The sequence below is a fragment of the Mycobacterium sp. 012931 genome (genome assembly GCF_000419295.1).
GTDB lineage: Bacteria > Actinomycetota > Actinomycetes > Mycobacteriales > Mycobacteriaceae > Mycobacterium > Mycobacterium marinum.
The window spans coordinates 862,810-881,185 of the sequence record NZ_AOPX01000001.1 but is presented as its reverse complement, the minus strand read 5'-3'; the positions used below and the strand labels follow the sequence as shown (position 1 = coordinate 881,185).

Genomic DNA, 18,376 nt, shown 5'->3' with positions numbered 1-18,376 from the left:
GGCCTCGGCCATGACGCAACCTAAGCTGCACGGTATGCACCAGGCGTGCGACCACAGTGGCGCATCGATAGTGGCCGCGGTCTCTTCACGGCGGTCCGCCCTGACCGCGGCGGGGTTAGCCGTCGTCGGCGCAGGCGTTTTGGCCACGTCGGCCTGCGGTCCGGGCGAGTCGCCGGCGCCGCCCAGCCCGGCCGCGTTGCCCGAAAATGCGCTGATCACTCTCGGGGTCGCCGCGGGCCCGCCGCCAACGCCCAACAAGATCGGAATCTGGTCGGTGCTGAAAATCGGCGGCGATCTCTATCTGATCGATTGCGGCTTGGGCTCGCTGAACGCGTTCACCAACGCGGGCCTGCAGTTCAATGACCTCAAGGCGATCTTCATCACCCACTTACACACCGACCACATCGTCGACTACTACAGCTTCTTCCTCTCCGGCGGCTTCCAAGCCCCGCCCGGGCGGGCGCCGATCCCGGTTTATGGTCCCGGTCCAGCCGGCGGATTGCCGCCAAGCGAAATCGGCAACCCGAATCCCGTCACCGTCAATCCCGCCAACCCGACGCCAGGGCTGGCCGCGACCACTGAAGCGCTGCACCAGGCCTTCGCCTACAGCAGCAACATCTTCATCCGCGACTACGGCATCGATAACGTTCAGGATCTGGCCAAGGTCATCGAAATCCCGGTGCCGGCGGGGTCGGACTATCGCAACACAGCGCCGAAGGTCAGCCCGTTCCCCGTGGTACCGAACGACAACGTATCGGTCACCACGACGCTGGTGCCCCACTACGACGTCTATCCCGCATTCGCCTTCCGCTTCGACGTGAAGAACCCCGCTGTGTCCATTACCTTCTCCGGCGACACCACCAAATCCGACAACCTCGTTGCGCTGGCGAACGGCACCGACATCCTGGTCCACGAAGCGATGTTCAGCCTCGATACCGCCTACTACGGCAACGTCTTCCCGCCGGACTATCTGCCCAAGTCACACACCTCCGCCGAGCAGGTCGGCGAGGTAGCCGCAGTGGTCAAACCGAAGCATCTGATCCTGAGTCACTACGCACCCGACGACCTGCCCGATTCCCAATGGCTCGACAAGATCAACCAGAACTACTCGGGCAGAACCACAGTCGCCAAGGACGGGCAAATCTTCGCCCTGTGATCCGCTAACCCATGGCGGCGTTGCGTGAGCTGCGGGCGGTCGAGCCTTGTTGCCGAGCCATTTTCGATTCGTGGTCACCCGGTAGGTGCCATCGGTGAGGTTTCAGCGTCAGCGATGCGGTCAATATCCCAGTTCGGGCGGGCAAATCAAACGCACATAGACGGTGGGGCTGATGCGCAGGCTGGTACGGATATTGATGGTGTCCACGGCAATCACACTGGCAATCTCTGCGGGGGCAGCTTTTTCGGCTGGCACCGCGGGTGCCATTCCGGATCCTGGAGGCGCTACTCGGGTTGGGTTACGGGCGGCTGGGCGACACTGCGACTTCAGCATCACCGCTTTCGCGCCCCAGCTGCCGCCAGGCCCCACCGGCACCGGCTCGGCCCTCATCCGCACGGCCGGTTCCACGGTGATCGCCGAGGTGCATCTGGTGAACACCGCGCTACCAGGCATGCACTATGACGTCGGCCTGATTCAGGCGCCCCGCCCGTCGTCGGCCCCTTGCGGCCCCGGCGCGCCGGACACCGCCTTCACCGGACTGGACCTCGACGGGTCCGGCGCGGGGACGGTGACCATTCGAAACGCCATCCGTCCGGGTGCCACGGGGGTCTGGGTGCTGGTGCAACGTCCGAGCAGTTTTTCCCAGGACCCCGCCGAGGTCTACACCTCCGACTTTCTGGCTTCGATCTAGCGGGCATCGGGCCCGCCCGGGGCCGCACCGACGGATCTGCCGGCAAAAACGGGACTTCGTACCCTATCGCCGCAGCGTGTTGTGGTGATCCGATGGAGGTGATGCGCCAATGGCGGCCAATGTGGTCAAAGGAGGTACAGCCATGAGCGTCTCACTGGATTCGCAGGCCAGGACCCGGATGTTTTGCCGGGTATTGGGTCCACTGCTTGTCATCGTCGATGTCACGGCGGTGGCCCGCGCCTCCGACATGCAGAACCTGCTGTCGCAATTCGAGGCGAATTCCCTGTGGACATGGGTCACCGGCGCCTTTGTGCTGGTGCTGGGGCTGGTGATGGTGGCCGGTCACCAGTACTGGCACGGTGCAGCGGCGATCATCGTGTCGGTGCTGGGCTGGATCGTCACGCTGCGCGGGGTGCTGCTACTGGCGTTCCCCAAGGCGTTTGTTTCGGCGGCCAACAGCATGATCGGTGCGCAAGCCGTGTGGGTGAGTCTTTGCATCGTCTTCGCGCTGCTCGGGCTCTATCTGATCTATGTCGGCTGGGCGCCGGCGGCCAGCGGGCCCAGCCAGCACGAAGCGGCGGCGTCGCGAGACCTGCCGCGCGCTGCCTGAGCACCCGGCGCAACGCCTTCACCCGGCAGCACAGGTGTAATACCGTCGCGTCATGAGCCAGCGCGACGGCGAGTACGAGACGGAGGGCGTCGACCGGTTGCCCTTCTCGACGCCCGAGAAGGCCCAGCGCTACCAAACGGAGAGCTATCGCGGGGCTGTGGGCCTCAACTGGTACCTGACCGACCCCACGTTGCGATCGACCGTGGCGTACTACCTGCAACCCGACGAGCTGGCGGTCGTCGAACCGCACCTGATCCGCACCGGCGAGCTGATGGGTGGTGCGGTGGCACGGTGGGCCGAGCCCCCCCGCGCGCGCCTGCAGCGCTACGACCGCTGGGGCCACGACGTCAGCCGGATCGTCATGCCGGCATCCTTCACCCAGTCCAAGCGCGCCGTCCTGGATGCCCAGGCGGCATTGCGTGATGAGGCGCGAGGTGCCGGGATGCGACCGACCGTGGCACTGTTTGCGGCCAACTATCTGCTCAACCAGGCCGACATCGGCATGGGCTGCGCGCTGGGTACCGGTGCCGGGATGGTGCAGTCGCTGGTGGCCGCCTTCGCGCCGGCCGACGTGCGCGATCACGTCCTGGCCAAGTTCGACTCCGGCGAGTGGGCCGGCGAGACCGCCCAGTTGTTGACCGAGCGCACCGGCGGCTCGGATCTGGGCGCGCTGGAGACGACGGCCACCCGCGATGGGGACTCCTGGCGGCTCAACGGCTTCAAGTGGTTCGCGTCCAACTGCGCCGGGCAGGCCTTCGTCGTGCTGGCCAAACCCGAGGGCGCTCCCGACACCACCCGAGGGGTCGCGAATTTCCTGGTGCTGCGCACCCGCCGGGACGGATCGCGCAATGGCGTACGGGTCCGACGCCTCAAGGACAAGCTCGGCACCCGATCGGTCGCCTCCGGCGAGGTGGAATTCGTCGACGCCGAGGCCTTCCTGTTGTCCGAGGAGCCATCCGGCCCGCAATCTCAAGCCGGCCCGTCTGGCGGGCGCGGCCTGGCCCGGATGATGGAGCTGACCAACGCGGCCCGGCTGGGCATCGCGTCGTTCGCGCTGGGTAACGCGCGCCGCGCCTTGGTCGAATCGCTGTGCTATGCCCGCCAGCGCCGGGCCTTCGGCGGCGCACTCATCGATAAGCCGCTGATGCGCCGCAAGCTCGCCGAGCTGATCGTCGACGTCGAAGCCGCCCAGACGTTGGTGTTCGACGGCCTCGGAGTGGCCAACCACCGCCAGCCCAGGACCATCCGCCAGCGCATCGCCGTTCCGGTTACCAAGCTCAAGGTCTGCCGGCTCGGGATCAGCGCCGCCTCGGATGCGATCGAGATCCACGGCGGCAACGGCTACGTCGAGAACTGGCCGGTGGCCCGCCTGCTGCGCGACGCGCAAGTCAACACGATCTGGGAGGGCCCGGACAACATCCTGTGCCTGGACGTACGGCGGGGTATCGAACAGACCAGCGCCCACGAGACGCTGCTGGCCCGACTGCGTGACGCGGTATCGGTCGCCGACCACGACGACACCACGCGACTGGTCGAGGCCCGCATCGACGATCTCGACGCGGCAATCACGGCGTGGACCAAGCTCGACAGGCGCCTTGGTGAGGCGCGGCTTTTTCCGCTGACCCAGTTCATGGGCGACGTCTACGCGGGGGCGCTGCTCATCGAGCGGGCCGCCTGGGAGCGCGAGGTCAGCGGCACCGACCGCGCGACGCTGGTCGCCCGGCTCTACGCGGAACGGTATCTGGCTGATCGTGGGCCGCTGCGCGGCATCGACGCCGACTCCGGAGAGGCCCTGGATCGGTTCGGTGACCTCGTGGCGGGGGCGCTGGCGACCGCCTGATCGGCCTGGCCCATGCCCGCGGGGCGGCCGAACCGACCAACTCCCAAGTAGAGACGAAAGTCCCTATTGGTCCGCGGCGAATTAGCGCGACCGTAAACGCCAACGCATCACGCTTGGGGTAAGGGGACACGGGATGTCGTATGTGATCGCGACGCCAGACATGCTCGCGGCGGCGGCATCGGATTTGACCAATATCGGCTCGGCTCTTGGCGCCGCCAATTCCGCGGCGCTGGCCCGGACCACCGGGCTGCTGGCCGCTGCCGAAGACGAGGTATCCACGGCCATCGCGTCGCTGTTTTCCGCCAGCGCCCGGGAATACCAAATGGTCAGCACCCAGGCTGCCCACCTGCACGCCGAATTCGTGCATTCGTTGACCAGGGCCGGCGCCGCCTACGCGGCTGCCGAGGCTGTGAATGCCTCTCCCCTGCAAACGCTCGAACAGAACGTCCTCGCGGCGATCAATGCGCCCAGCCAAGCGCTGACCGCACGTCCGCTGTTCGGCGACGGTGCCGATGGGGCGCCCGGCACCGGGCAAAACGGTGGCGATGGCGGCTGGCTGATCGGCAACGGTGGCAACGGCGGTTCTGGAGCACCCGGCGGCAATGGCGGTGCCGGCGGTTCGGCTGGATTGTGGGGACGCGGCGGCAATGGCGGAGCCGGGGGTACCGGTGTGGCTGGCGGGGCCGGGGGCAACGGCGGTGACGGCGGTGACGGCGGTGACGGCTGGCGGCTATGGCGGCCAAGGAGGCGGCGGCGCCGCCGGCCCTGCCGGTGGCAGCGGCTCCGACGGTGGGCAGGGCGGCCAAGGAGGCGCCGGCGGCGCCGGCGGCGACGCCGTGGCCGGAGCAACCAATGGCAGCGGCGGCACCGGTGGCTACGGCGGCCAAGGAGGCCAAGGAGGCGCCGGCGGCACCGATGACGGCGGCGACAATGCCGGCACCGGCGGTGCCGGCGGCGCTGGAGGCACCGGGGGCGCGGCCGGTGCGACCGGCAGCGGCGGCACGGTGGGCTTGGCATTCCCCGGCACCGCGGGCCACGGTGGTGACGGGGGTGCCGGCGGCGAAGGCGGTGCCACCACCATCGTCGGGCACACCGCAGGTACCGGCGGGAGCGGCGGTCAAGGTGGTGAAGGCGGCGCTGCTGCCGACACCGGCGTTCCCGGCGCCGCCGGGTCCACCGGCGGTTTCGGCGGCACCGGGGGTGACGGAGGTACTGGCGGCGATGCCGTCGCCGGCGCAACCAACGGCAGCGGCGGCGCCGGCGGTCAGGGCGGCGCGGGGGCCAAGGGCGGGCAGGGCTACGACGACGACGACGCCAACAACGCAGGTGTCGGTGGCAACGGTGGCGAAGGCGGCACCGGCGGCGGCGGCGGAGCGGCCGGCACCGGAGGTGACGGCGGCACCGCGGGCGCCGCGGGCACCGGCGGTACCGGTGGTGACGGCGGCAAGGGCGGTGCGACCACCATCAGCGGTCATCATGCTGGCTACGGCGGCAACGCCGGCGGCGGCGGCGGCCAAGGTGCCGATGGTGGCGCCGGCCCGGCCGGCGGCAATGGCTACGACGGTGGCCAGGGCGGCGCGGGAGGCACCGGCGGCCAGGGCGGGGATGCCGTCGCCGGCGCGACTAATGGCTACGGCGGCCAGGGCGGTATCGGCGGGACCGGTGGCCAGGGTGGTGGCGGCGGCGCCGACGATGGCAGCGACAATGCCGGCGCCGGTGGGAGCGGCGGCGCCGGCGGCCTGGGCGGTCAGAGCGGCGCGGCCAGCACCGGCGGCATCGTCCGGCGGCCAAGGCGGTCACGGCGGCGACGGCGGTAGCGGCGGCAGTGCCGTCGCCGGCGCGACCAACGGCAGCGGCGGAGCCGGGGGCGCGGGCGGCACGGGAGGCCAAGGTGGCAACGGCTACGACGACGACGGCAGCGACGCCGCAGGCGCCGGCGGCGACGGCGGCTTCGGCGGCGTGGGAGGCAGCGCCGGCGCGGTGGGCTCGGGTGGCTCCGGCGGCACTGCCGGTACCGCGGGAATGGGCGGCGACGGCGGCGACGGCGGCAAAGGCGGCGCCACCACCACCATCGGCAGTTCCGCGGGCTCCGGCGGCGATGGCGGGAACGGCGGCCTAGGCGGCGCCGGTGCTATCGGCCCCGCTGGCGCTGACGGCTCCACCGGCGGTCAAGGCGGCGCCGGCGGCTAGGCCGGCGATGGGGGCGACGCCGTCGCCGGCGCCACCAACGGCTTGGGCGGGGACGGCAGAGATGGCGGTAGCGGTGGCCAGGGCGGCGCCGGAGGGGTCGATGACGGCGGCGGAGCCGGCACCGGCGGCCAGGGCGGTGAGGGTGGTCAAGCCGGCGACGGCGGCGTGTCCGGTAGTGGCGGATTGTTCGGCGGTGGTGGCGACGGCGGCCACGGTGGCCAGGGCGGCACCGGCGGTGACAGCGCACTGGGTACCGGCGGTGACGGTGGCCAAGGCGGCCAGGGGGAACTGGCGGCACGGGCGGCGATGGCGCCTTCGAGGGCGGCTTCGGTGGCGACGGCGGCGATGGCGGAACCGGAGGGACCGGCGGCGTCGGACAGAGCGGCCTTCCCGGCACCGGTGGCACCATCGGCATCGCGGGCGTCCCGGGCAGCCTTCCTTCCGGCACTACCGGTGGCGCCGGCGGCGACGGCGGCGACGGCGGACCGGGCTCGCCCTAGCCGGGCGAGCTACTGGGGGGCGGTACTCGCTAGACCGGGATCAGGCCGTGCTTGCGGCCCACCCGCCACCACAGCTGCTTGTCCCGCAGCAGGTGCATGGACTTGCGCAGCAGCAGCCGGGTCTGGTGTGGGTCGACGACGGCGTCGATGAACCCGCGCTCGGCGGCGATCCACGGGATCGCCATGTTCAGGTTGTAGCCCTCGATGAAGTCACGCTTGATCTTCTGGGCCTCGGGCGTGGTCGGGTCCGGGAAACGCTTCATCAGCAACTGCGCGGCACCGTCGGCACCGATCACCGCGATGCGCGCGGTCGGCCAGGCGAAGTTGAAGTCCGCGGTCAGCTGCTTGGAGCCCATCACCGCGTACGCACCGCCGTAGGACTTGCGGATGGTGATCGTCACCTTCGGCACGTCGGCTTCCACCACGGCGTACAGGAACCGCCCGCCGCGCTTGATGATCCCGTTCTTCTCCTGCTCGGCCCCCGGCAGGAAGCCGGGTGTGTCCACCACAAAGACCAGCGGGATCTTGAACGCGTCGCAGAACCGGACGAACCGTGCGGCCTTGTCGGAGGCTTCGTTGTCGATGGCGCCGGACATGTGCATCGGCTGGTTGGCCACCACCCCCACCGGGCGTCCGTCGACGCGAGCGTAACCGGTGATGATCGCCTGGCCCGCCTGCGCGGCGACGTCGAGGAAATCCCCATCGTCGAAGATCCGCAGCAGAATCTCGTGCATGTCGTAGGCGGTGTTGTCCGAGTCCGGCACGATCGAGTCGAGCTCGAGGTCACTCGGGGTGATTTCGGGCTCCAGCCCGGGGTTGACCACCGGCGGGTCGCCAAAGCAGTCCGATGGCAGGAATGACAGGAAGTCCCGCACGTACTGGAATGCGGCGGCCTCGTCCTCCACCACCTGGTGGATGTTGCCGTAGCGGGCCTGCGAGTCGGCGCCGCCCAATTCGTCGAGGCTGACGTCCTCGCCGGTGACGTCTTTGATCACGTCGGGCCCGGTGACGAACATGTAGCCCTGGTCGCGCACGGCGACCACCAGGTCCGTCTGGATCGGCGAATACACCGCTCCCCCAGCACATTTGCCGAGGATGATGGAGATCTGCGGTACCTGGCCGGACAAGATCTCGTGGCGCCGGCCCAGCTCGGCGTACCACGCCAGCGAGGTCGCCGTGTCTTGAATACGGGCGCCGGCGGAATCGTTGATGCCGATGATCGGGCAACCGACCATCGAGCACCACTCCATCAGGCGGGCCACCTTGCGGCCGAACATCTCACCGACCGAGCCCTGAAACACGGTCTGGTCGTGGGAGAACACCCCGACCGGCCGGCCGTCGATCATGGCGTGCCCGGTGACCACCCCATCGCCGTACAGCGCGCCCGGGTCACCCGGGGTCTTGCACAGCGCACCGGTCTCGAAGAAGGTGCCCGGGTCCACCAGCGCGTGCACCCGGGCGCGGGCGCTCGGAATGCCCTTCTTGTCACGCTTGGCAGCGGCCTTCTCACCGCCGGGTTCTTTGGCCAGCTCCAGGCGTTCCCGCAGTTCCGCGAGCTTCTCGGCAGTGGAGTGCACCACAGGAGCTGGGCCTGGAGCTGTATCCGTCACTACTTGCCTACCTCACTGGTCGGTTCAGCCTTGATGTTGTCCACAGCGCGGCTCATGTGTTCGCCGACCTTGGCGATGATCGGCTCGTCGATGGCCTGGATGTGCTCGCCACCGATCGGCACGACCTCGAGGTCGGAAACATACTCGCCCCAGCCGCCGTCCGGCTGGCGAACGGCATACCGCGGCTCGAACATGATCGCGTCGTCATGGTAGCGATCGGCCATGTAGAGGGTGACATGCCCGTCGTACGGGTGGATCTCGGCGGTGTCGATCGCCCGGTTGTCCAGGTACGAAGTGCGTTGGTGCTCGATGATGCCGGCCGGGATCTCCACCCCGCTCTGGCTGACGGCTTCGAGAACGAACCGGACCTGACCTTCGTCGTCGAGCTCCTCGAGATGCTCGTACGGGATCGCCGGAACGGTGACGTTGAACGTCTTCTCGGCGAACTTGGCGTAGCGGTCCCAGCGCTTGCGGATCTCTTCCTTGGTCTGGGGGATCTCCTCCCCCGCCCGCACCGCGTCGATCAGACCGACAAACCGGACGTCTTTGCCCAGGCGCTTCAGCCCGATCGCGCACGCGTAGGCCAGCACGCCACCCAGCGACCAGCCGACCAGGATGTAAGGCCCGTCGCCCTGCATCTCAATCAGCTTCGGCACGTATTGGGCCGCCCGCTCTTCGATGGATCCCTCGACCCGCTCGAAGCCGTACATCGGCGTGTCCGCCGGCAACCGGTTCAGCAGCGGCTCGTAGACCACCGTCGAACCACCGGCCGGGTGGAACACGAACACCGGCACCTTGGAGCTGCCCTCGGGGCGGGGCCGCAGGGTGCGCACAAACCCGTCGATGGTGCCCGCCTCCAGGTATCCGCGCACCTTCTCGGCCAGCGCCTCGATGTTCTGCGAACTCAATACGTCCTCGGTGGTGATGGAACCTTCCGCCCGCTCGGACAGGCGCTGTGCCATCTTGGCGGCCTTGTCCTTGTCCAGCTTGGGCAGCGGGTTGAAGATGCCCCCCGCGGACTTGCCGGTGACGATCGCCCAGGTAGCGAAGACGACACGCTCGGCGGCATCACGCGGCGGCACGTCGGCGTTCAGCGCCTTGGCGACCGCTTCCTGGTTGAGCGCATCGGCGGCGCCCTTGAGGTCGGGCGTCGAACTGGACTGCCCGTTGGGGGACGGGCCGGCCGGGTTGGTGGGCGGCGGCAGCGGCACGTCCGACGCCGGCGGGGCGGCCGCCTCCGACTCCGGCGCCTCGGCCTCCGCCTCCGCGGCGGGAGCCGGCGCGGAGTCGTGCTTGGCGTGCATCAGCTCCGCCTGCGCCCTGGCGATTTCCTCGGCCGTCTGGGTCCTCTGGTGTTCGTGTAGCTGCTCGACCTCATCGCGGTGTTCGACCGCGTATTCGATCAGCTTCTCCACGTTGTAGAGGTTGGCGTCACGCACCGCCGTCAACTGGATGGGCGGCAGGTCGAAGTCGTACTCCACACGGTTCTTGATCCGCACGGCCATCAACGAGTCCAGGCCCAGCTCGATCAGCGGCACCTCCCAGGGCAGGTCCTCGGGCTCATAGCCCATGGCCGATCCGACGATCAGGCCCAGGCGATCGGCGATGGTTTCGCCGGTATCCGGAGTCCATCTGCCCATGCCGCTCGGCATGTAGCGGTTGGTCAGGCTGTCCGTCAGCGTCTCCGCGTCGGATTCCTCGGTCGCGTCCGCGGACGGTGCCACGGCATCGACGGCACCGTCGACAGCCGCCGCAACGGCGGTACCCGCGCCGACCGCGGCCGGCAACACCGCGTCCTGGCCGCCCCGGGCGACCAGGGCGTCATAGACGAGGGTGAACGATTCATCGATGCGGGCGTGCACCTGCACCGACGCGCCGCCGGGATGGCGGGCCAGGGTCGTCACCAGCCGCGCGCCCTCGCCGGGCAACGCGCGCTGCTCGGCAGCGCTGAGCCGGGCGTCCGGAAGCACCTGCGTGGCAGCGGCTCTGACCAGTGCGGCCAGATCGGTGGCCTCGCGCGGGGCGAATTCCCAGACGTGCCGGCCATCGGGCAAGGCGACATGGTTACCCGGCATGATCACCGACGCATCACCGGAGAACTTTGCGTCCAACCAGTGCTCTTTGCGCTTGAATCGGGTGGGCGGAATGATCGCGTAGTCCGCCGGCCCGGCCGGCCCCTGGAACAGGGTGCGCATGTCCAGGTCGTGGCCGTGCACGTAGAGCTGCGCCAGCGTCGAAATCATCGACTCGACTTCGTCTTGCTTGCGGGCCAGTGTCGGAATCAGCTGGGCGTCATGCAGACCGGCCGAGGCCGTGGTCAGACCAACCTGCATCAGCGCGACGGGGTTGGGTGCCAGCTCCAGGAAGGTGGTGTGCCCGCTGTCGACCGCGTTGCGGATGCCGTGGGTGAAGTAGACGCTGTGGCGCAGGCCCTTCTTCCAGTAGTCGACATCGTGGATGGGGTCACTGCCGGGTTTGACGTAGCTGCCCTCGTGCACGGTCGAGAAGATGCCGGCGGTCGGGCTCATCGGCTTGATGCCCTGCAGCTCCGCGGCGAGTTCGCCCAGCAGCGGGTCCATCTGCTGAGTGTGGCTGGCGCCCTTGGTCTGGAACTTGCGGGCGAACTTGCCCTCGGATTCCGCGCGGGCGATGATCGCGTCGACCTGCTCGGGCGGGCCGCCGATGACGGTCTGGGTGGGTGCCGCGTAGACACACACCTCCAGATCGGGGAAGTCGGAGAACACCGTCTTGATCCCGTCGGCGGAGTACTCCACCAGCGCCATCAACCGGATGTACTCGCCGAACAGCATCGCCTCGCCCTCGCCCATCAGGTGCGAGCGCGAGCAGATCGCCCGGGTGGCGTCGCGCAGCGACAGACCGCCGGCGAAGTAGGCCGACGCGGCCTCGCCCAACGACTGGCCGACCACCGCGGCGGGCTTGGCGCCGTGGTGCTTGAGCAGCTCACCGAGCGCGATCTGGATCGCGAAGATGGTGACCTGCGTGGTCTCGATGCCGTAGTCCTGCGAGTCGTCCAGAATCAGCTCGAGCACCGAGTAGCCCAGCTCGTCCTGGACCAGCGCGTCGACCTTCTCGATCCACTCGGCGAATACCGGGTTGCGCAGGTAGAGGCTCTTGCCCATCTTGCGGTGCTGCGCGCCGAACCCGGCCAACACCCACACCGGGCCGTTGGTCACCGGACCGTCGACGCTGAACACGCCGGGACGCTGCTTGCCCTCGGCGACCGCGCGCAGGCCCTTGATGGCCTCTTCATGGTCGTGGGCCAGCACCACCGCGCGGGACCGGCCGTGGTTGCGCCGCGACAGCGAGCGGCCGATCGACTCCAGCGAGGACGCCTGGCCTTCGGGGCTTTCCATCCAGTCCGCCAATTCGGCGGCGGCGGCCTTCTTACGCGAGGTCAAAAACGCCGAAACCGCGAGCGGAATCAGGGGCTTGGTGGGCCCTTCGGGCTCTTCCTTGGCCGCGAGCTCTTCCAGCGCGACTTCCTTGAGCCGCAGCGCTTCCTCGGTGACCCCGGGCAGCTCGGGCTCCGCCTCTTCGGCTTGCCCGTAGCTGGGCGCGTCGGTGATGATCTCGCCGTACTCGTCGAAGCGCAGTGCGTGGCCTTCGGCGCTCGCCGCCTCGGACTCGCCGGCCTGCGCGGGCGCGGCCGGCGCCGACTCGGGATCGGGTTCGCGCTCGATGACGTCGCGCGGCAGTACCTCGCGCACCACCACGTGGGCGTTGGCGCCGCCGAATCCGAAGCTCGACACCCCGGCCAGCGCATAGCCGCCGTATCGCGGCCAGTCGGTGGCCGCGTCGACCACCTTCAGGCGCATCGCGTCGAAGTCGATGTAGGGGCTGGGTCCGGCGAAGTTGATCGACGGCGGCAGCTTGTCATGCTGCAGCGCCAGCACCACCTTGGCCATGCTGGCCGCACCGGCGGCCGACTCCAGGTGTCCGATGTTGGTCTTGACCGCACCGAGCAAGGCGGGCCGATCCGCCGGACGCCCCTTGCCGACCACCCGGCCGAGCGCCTCGGCCTCGATCGGGTCACCCAGGATGGTTCCGGTGCCGTGCGCCTCGATGTAGTCGACGTTGCGCGGGTCGATGCCCGCGTCCTTGTAGGCCCGGCGCAACACGTCGGCCTGGGCGTCCTGGTTCGGCGCGATCAGGCCGTTGGACCGTCCGTCGTGGTTGACCGCGCTGCCGGCGATGACGGCCAGGATCTGGTCGCCGTCGCGGCGGGCGTCATCGACGCGCTTGAGCACCAGCATGCCGGCACCCTCGGAGCGGGTGTACCCGTCGGCGTCGGCCGAAAACGACTTGATCCGGCCGTCCGGGGCCAGCACCGCGCCGATCTCATCGAAACCAAGCGTCACCATGGGGGTGACCAGCGCGTTCACCCCGCCGGCCACGACCACATCGGCCTCACCGTTGCGCAGCGCTTGCACGCCCTGGTGGACTGCCACCAGCGAGCTCGAGCACGCGGTGTCGATCGCCACCGAAGGCCCGCGGAAGTCGTAGAAGTAGGACACCCGGTTGGCGATGATCGACGTCGCGGTGCCGGTGATCGCATACGGGTGGGCGATGGTCGGGTCCGACACCGCCAAGAAGCTGTAGTCGTTGTTGGAGACGCCGACGTAGACGCCGACCGGGCCGCCACGCAGGCTCGACGGTGGGATGCGGGCGTGCTCGAGCGCCTCCCAGGTCAGCTCCAGCGCCATCCGCTGCTGCGGGTCGATGTTGTCGGCTTCGGTCTTGGCCACCGCGAAGAACTCGGAGTCGAAGCCTTTAATGTCGCTGAGGTAGCCGCCGCGAGTGCGGGCGTTTGCGACCCGCTCGGCGATCCGCGGCTCTTCCAGAAATTCCGACCAGCGCCCCTCGGGCAGGTCGGTGATCGCGTCGCGGCCCTCCAGCAGCGCCCGCCAGGTTTCCTCCGGGCTGTTCATCTCGCCGGGCAGCCGGGTCGCCAGACCCACAATCGCGATGTCGACCCGCTCGGCCGGGCCGTTGCGCGTCCAGTCGATATTGTCGATGCCGTCGTCGGCGACTTCGGGCTCACCCTCGATGATGCGAGTGGCCAGCGACTCGATGGTCGGATGCTGGAAGGCAACCGCGACCGACAGCGTGACGCCGGTCATGTCTTCGATGTCGGCGGCCATGGCCACCGCATCCCGTGACGACAAACCGAGCTCGACCATCGGCACCGACTCGTCGATGGAGTCCGGCGACTTCCCGACCGCCTTGCCCACCCAGTTGCGCAGCCACTGCCGCATCTCGGGGACCGTCATATCGGACTTGTTGGCTTGCGCGTCCTCGTTCGACTGAGGTTGGTCTGTGTCAGCCATGGCTACCTTTGCTTACGCTTGCTTACGATCCGGTGGCGAAGACTGTCGGGGAGCTGACGCCGCTGCGCAGGCTGCCGTCGATGTAGGCGGTGCGGCAGGCGCGGCGGCCGATCTTGCCACTCGAAGTCCGAGGAATGGTCCCGGCCGACACCAACAGCACGTCCCGCACGGTCACTCCGTGCCCGACGGCGATGGCCGCCCGAATGTCATCGGCGATCGGCTGGTACTCGAGCTTGTGGGTACCCGCGGCGCGTTCGCCGACGATCACCAACTGCTCGGAGGTGTCCTCGGGGTCGAAGCTCAGTCCGGCATGCGGGTCGTCGAAGACCTTCTGCGGCAATTGGTTGGCCGGCACGGAGAAGGCCGCGACGTACCCGACCCGCAGCGCCTTGGTGGATTCTTGCGCCGTGTATTCGAGGTCCTGCGGGTAGTGGTTACGACCGTCGATGATGACCAGGTCCTTGATCCGGCCGGCGATGTAGAGGTGGCCCTTGAAGTAGGTCCCGTAGTCGCCGGTGCGCACCCACAAGCCATCGTCGGGAGCGCCCTCGGCATGCGACTCGGGAACCCGCGACTTGAGGATGTTGCGGAAGGTCTGGGCGGATTCTTCTTCCTTGCCCCAGTAGCCGATCCCCAGGTTGTTGCCGTGCAACCAGATCTCACCGATCTGGCCGTCCGGGAGCTCACTGGCCGTCTCGGTGTCGACGATGACCGCCCATTCATCGACACCGACCTTGCCCGCCGAAACCTGCGCGACGGCGTTTGGCGCGTCGGCGGCAACCTCGACGAAGCGCTGTTTGTTCAGCTCGTCGCGGTCGACGTGAATGACCGTCGGCACCTCGTCCATCGGTGTGGTGGAGACGAACAGGGTGGCCTCGGCCAAACCGTAGGACGGCTTGACCGCGGTCTCGCGCAGGCCGTAGGGCTCGAACGCCTTGAAGAACTTGCGCATCGAAGCCGGCGACACCGGCTCGCTGCCGTTCAGGATGCCCTTGACGTTGCTCAGGTCCAGTGGCGGTTCGTCGTCGCGGGGCACACCGCGCATCGCGGCGTGCTCGAACGCAAAGTTCGGCGCGGCCGAGAAGGTGCCGCCGGTCTCGCCCGGTTTGCGGGCGAGCTCACGGATCCAGCGCCCGGGCCGGCGCACGAACGCGGCCGGCGTCATGAAGGTGAAGCTGTGCCCGAGCACCGACGCCAACAGCACCGTGATCAGGCCCATATCGTGGAAGAACGGCAGCCAGCTGACCCCGCGGTCACCTTCCTGGCCTTCCAGCGCGTTGAGCACCTGCAGCACGTTGGTGGGCAGGTTCAGGTGGGTGATCTGCACGCCAGAGGGGACGCGGGTGGAGCCGGAGGTGTACTGCAGGTAGGCGGTGGTCAACTCGTTGGCTTCGGGTTGCTGCCAGGTGGAGGCGACCTCGGTTGGCACCGCGTCGACCGCGATCACGCGGGGCCGCTCTTTGGCCGACCGGCTGCGGATGAACTTCCGCACGCCCTCGGCGGAGTCGGTGGTGGTCAGGATGGTCGACGGCGTGCAGTCGTCGAGCACGGCGTGCAGGCGGCCGACGTGGCCCGGCTCGGCCGGGTCGAACAGCGGCACCGCGATCCGGCCGGAGTAGAGCGCACCGAAGAACGAGATGAGGTAGTCCAGGTTCTGCGGGCACAGGATCGCGATGCGGTCACCCGGCTGAGTCACCTGCTGCAGCCGCGCACCGACGGCGCGGTTGCGGGCGCTGAACTCCGACCACAAGATGTCGCGCTCGACACCGTCGCGCTCGGTGGAGAAGTCCAAGAAGCGGTAGGCCAGCTTGTCACCACGAACCCGTGCCCATTTCTCGACGTGACGAACCAGGTTCGTGTTCTCCGGGAACCTGATCTTTCCATTCACGATGAACGGGTTGTGGTACGCCATGGGGCCCTCTCCTGTCACAACACTGCTCAGTCGGCTACGCCGACGGGGTTACATTTCGGTCGGCTGGGCCGACGTTTTACATCTGTGCGCGGACCAGCCCTCGAGCGGCGCGCGCGAGCCACAGCTCGCGCGACGGTGCCAGCTTCGACCCGATGCGGCCTTCCACATGCTCTTAAATTTCTCTTAACGTTAAGGGGCAGGGCGCGACAGACCAAATCACAAGGTACCGCTGTTTGCGCCTGCCATCGCGAGCGAGTCGCTGTGTCCCCCTGGCGAGGCCCGCTGGCGGTCGCCGATCGCTACTACCGGGACTCGATCACCCGTGTTTGGGATGCGGTGCCTTGTCGATGAGTTCATGGGCCCAGTTCAGCGTCCACTCGGTAGCCGGCTCCCCATCGGAGCTCCAGAAGTCCGGGGTGGCATACATCGCGTGAACCGGCTGACCCGCTCCGCCGGCCAGGGTGTTCAGGGTGGTCGGCAGGTTGGCGGGGCTGAAAGCTTCTTGCGGGGCGGCGCAGATCAGGTCGCCCTCGGCGCAGATTTCGTTGGTCCGGTCATCGAGCGCACCGAATCCGCCGGGCCGGGGGCCGGTCATGGTCAATCCGAGCCCGGACAGCACCGGCACCTCGTGCAGGGTGATTTCGGCGCCTTCGCCCGGCGGGCTGGGCGGGATGTCGTTGCCCACCCCGGGCTGCCGGCGCCCGTCGGCAATCAGCGTCACACCCAGCACCAAGTCTTCGTCGACGGGTCCGCGGCCGTTGCCGATATCGCTGGCCACGTCGCCGGCGATCACTGCGCCCTGGGAAAACCCGACCAGTACGTAGCTGGTCAGGGGGCACCTGTTGTTCATGTCCGTCATTTCCGCGACCATCGCGCGGGCGCCTTCGGCCCGGCTGTCGTTATAGGACATCTTGCCGTCGGCACTCAACGGATTGTGGAACTGCGCGGTGTAGGGAACCGTGTAGGTCTGCACCCGGGATTCGGGGAAGTCCGTGGAGATCGGCCCGGTGACCTTGAGCAGCAACGCTTTGGGGAACGTCAGCGGGTTGAGCGGGTCATCCTGGGGCGATGACTCCCAGGTGCCCGGAACCGCGATCAACTGCACGTCGGGGCACGACGCATCCTGGAATGCCGGCCGGGGCTTGCGCGGGTGGGGGGTGGTGGGCGCCGGAGTCAAGATGCCCGGCGGTACCGCGCTCGGCGGGGTTTCGGAATGGCGCAGCAGGATCACCCCGGCCACGATGACCAACGCCACCACCGATGCCATCGCACCCGCGGCGACCCAGGCAAGGATCCGGTGTCGGCGTCTCCGCCGGGAGTTCGTGGCCATGTTCTCCTGCTGCAGGGTAGGTACTTATCAGTGTGGGTACAGGTGCTGGGGGCGGCGGTGTCGCGCCCGCTCACCACCCGAGCCACCCGAACTCACCCGCACCGCGTATTGACGCGGCGGTACCGCCCTTAGCTGCACTCCATACACGGTACCGGCTCACCACGGGGTTACTTCCCGGCTGACAGATACAGCGGGTGTCGGAGCAGCGCCGTCAGCCGAGGTCGTACGCCGGCCGGCTAGCGGATTGCGCCGACGATATCACCAGACATCGCACCCAGCTGCGCTGACCAAGAGCCCCAGCCGTTGTCGCCGCCGCCCGGGAAATCAAAGTGGCCGTTGTGCCCGCCAACGTTGCGATACTGCTGGTAGAACGACCGGCTGTCGCCCATTGCCGCACCGGCCTGGCCGATCATGGCCGCGGGATCACTGGCGCCCGGGTTGGTCGGACTCCACACCCACACTCGGGTGTTGTTCTGCGCCAGCAGGGCGGCGTGGACCCACGGGTCGTGCCACTTCCACCGACCCAACTGTGGGGCACCCCACATGCCGTTGCCATCCACTCCGCCGAATTGCTGCATCCCGGCCAGGATCGCCCCGTTGGTGGTGGTGCTCGACGGGTACAAGAACCCGGACAGCGATCCGGCGAAACCGAACCGGTCGGGGTGGAATGCGGCCAGCGCCATCGCGCCGTAGCCGCCCTGGGACGCACCGACCGCGGCGTGGCCGCCGGGCGCCAGGCCCTTGTTGGCAGCCAGCCAATCGGGCAGCTCACTGGAGAGGAAGGTGTCCCACTGCTTGCTGCCGTCCTGTTCCCAGTCGGTGTACATGCTGAACGCGCCGCCCGCCGGCGCGACCACCGAGATTCCTTTGCCGCCGAGGGTGTTCATCGCGTTACCCGCGGTGACCCAGTTGCTGACATCGGGGCCGGCGTTGAAGGCGTCGAGAAGGTAGGCCGCGTGCGGCCCGCCGGCCAGGAAAGCCACCGGGATGTCTCGGCCCATTGCGCCCGAGGGGACCATCAGGGTCTCGTACGGAGCGGCGTTGGCCTTTCCGGTGGATCCCGTGGCCACCGTGATACCGCCCAACGTGACTGACAGCACGGCAACGCAGAGCAGCCGTATCACCACTGACACACCCCTCATGTCCACCTCCATCGTGTATCGCTGCGTGCTCACAGCAAGGCCCGGCC

At 68.6% G+C, this 18,376-nt stretch carries 9 protein-coding genes and 1 pseudogene; 5 read left to right on the top strand and 5 right to left on the bottom strand.

Translation table 11 applies throughout. The annotated features are described in order from the left end of the window. Positions 1–10 precede the first annotated feature (10 nt). The 5 genes and pseudogenes from MMSP_RS03890 to MMSP_RS29495 all read left to right on the top strand — a co-directional run bounded on the left by MMSP_RS03890 (position 11) and on the right by MMSP_RS29495 (position 6,987). Entirely contained in the window at positions 11–1,156 is a 1,146-nt protein-coding gene (locus MMSP_RS03890; RefSeq protein ID WP_051153604.1) for an MBL fold metallo-hydrolase, read from the top strand. A gap of 172 nt (positions 1,157–1,328) precedes the next feature. Continuing rightward, entirely contained in the window at positions 1,329–1,847 is a 519-nt protein-coding gene (locus tag MMSP_RS27385; protein WP_036427080.1) for a hypothetical protein, read from the top strand. Positions 1,848–1,956: 109 nt separating this feature from the next. Then, positions 1,957–2,457 (top strand): hypothetical protein, encoded by a 501-nt coding sequence (locus MMSP_RS03880; RefSeq protein ID WP_015357632.1) that lies wholly within the window; start codon positions 1,957–1,959, stop codon positions 2,455–2,457. Between the two features lie 52 nt (positions 2,458–2,509). Beyond that, entirely contained in the window at positions 2,510–4,297 is a 1,788-nt protein-coding gene (locus MMSP_RS03875; protein ID WP_020785556.1) for an acyl-CoA dehydrogenase family protein, read from the top strand. A 133-nt stretch (positions 4,298–4,430) separates the two neighbouring features. Next, positions 4,431–6,987, top strand: a pseudogene (locus tag MMSP_RS29495) (PE family protein). Between the two features lie 29 nt (positions 6,988–7,016). On the opposite strand, the gene MMSP_RS03850 reads toward MMSP_RS29495, so the two are convergent. The 5 genes from MMSP_RS03850 to MMSP_RS03830 all read right to left on the bottom strand — a co-directional run bounded on the left by MMSP_RS03850 (position 7,017) and on the right by MMSP_RS03830 (position 18,329). Continuing rightward, positions 7,017–8,597, bottom strand: coding sequence for an acyl-CoA carboxylase subunit beta (locus tag MMSP_RS03850; RefSeq protein ID WP_012396866.1), 1,581 nt, complete (start codon positions 8,595–8,597; stop codon positions 7,017–7,019). Continuing rightward, positions 8,597–13,945 carry a polyketide synthase Pks13 gene (pks13, locus tag MMSP_RS03845; RefSeq protein ID WP_020785554.1) on the bottom strand — a complete coding sequence of 1,783 codons (5,349 nt, stop codon included), beginning with the start codon at positions 13,943–13,945 and terminating at the stop codon, positions 8,597–8,599. The genes MMSP_RS03850 and pks13 overlap by 1 nt, the downstream gene beginning before the upstream one ends. 22 nt (positions 13,946–13,967) lie before the next feature. Next, positions 13,968–15,857: a long-chain-fatty-acid--AMP ligase FadD32 gene (gene fadD32, locus MMSP_RS03840; protein ID WP_012396868.1), complete on the bottom strand. Its 1,890-nt coding sequence runs from the start codon at positions 15,855–15,857 to the stop codon at positions 13,968–13,970. A gap of 316 nt (positions 15,858–16,173) precedes the next feature. Then, entirely contained in the window at positions 16,174–17,187 is a 1,014-nt protein-coding gene (locus MMSP_RS03835) for a cutinase family protein (RefSeq protein ID WP_020785552.1), read from the bottom strand. 236 nt (positions 17,188–17,423) lie between these two features. Then, on the bottom strand, positions 17,424–18,329 hold the full coding sequence (locus MMSP_RS03830; RefSeq protein ID WP_012396869.1) for an esterase family protein: 906 nt from the start codon (positions 18,327–18,329) through the stop codon (positions 17,424–17,426). Between the last annotated feature and the right edge of the window lie 47 nt (positions 18,330–18,376).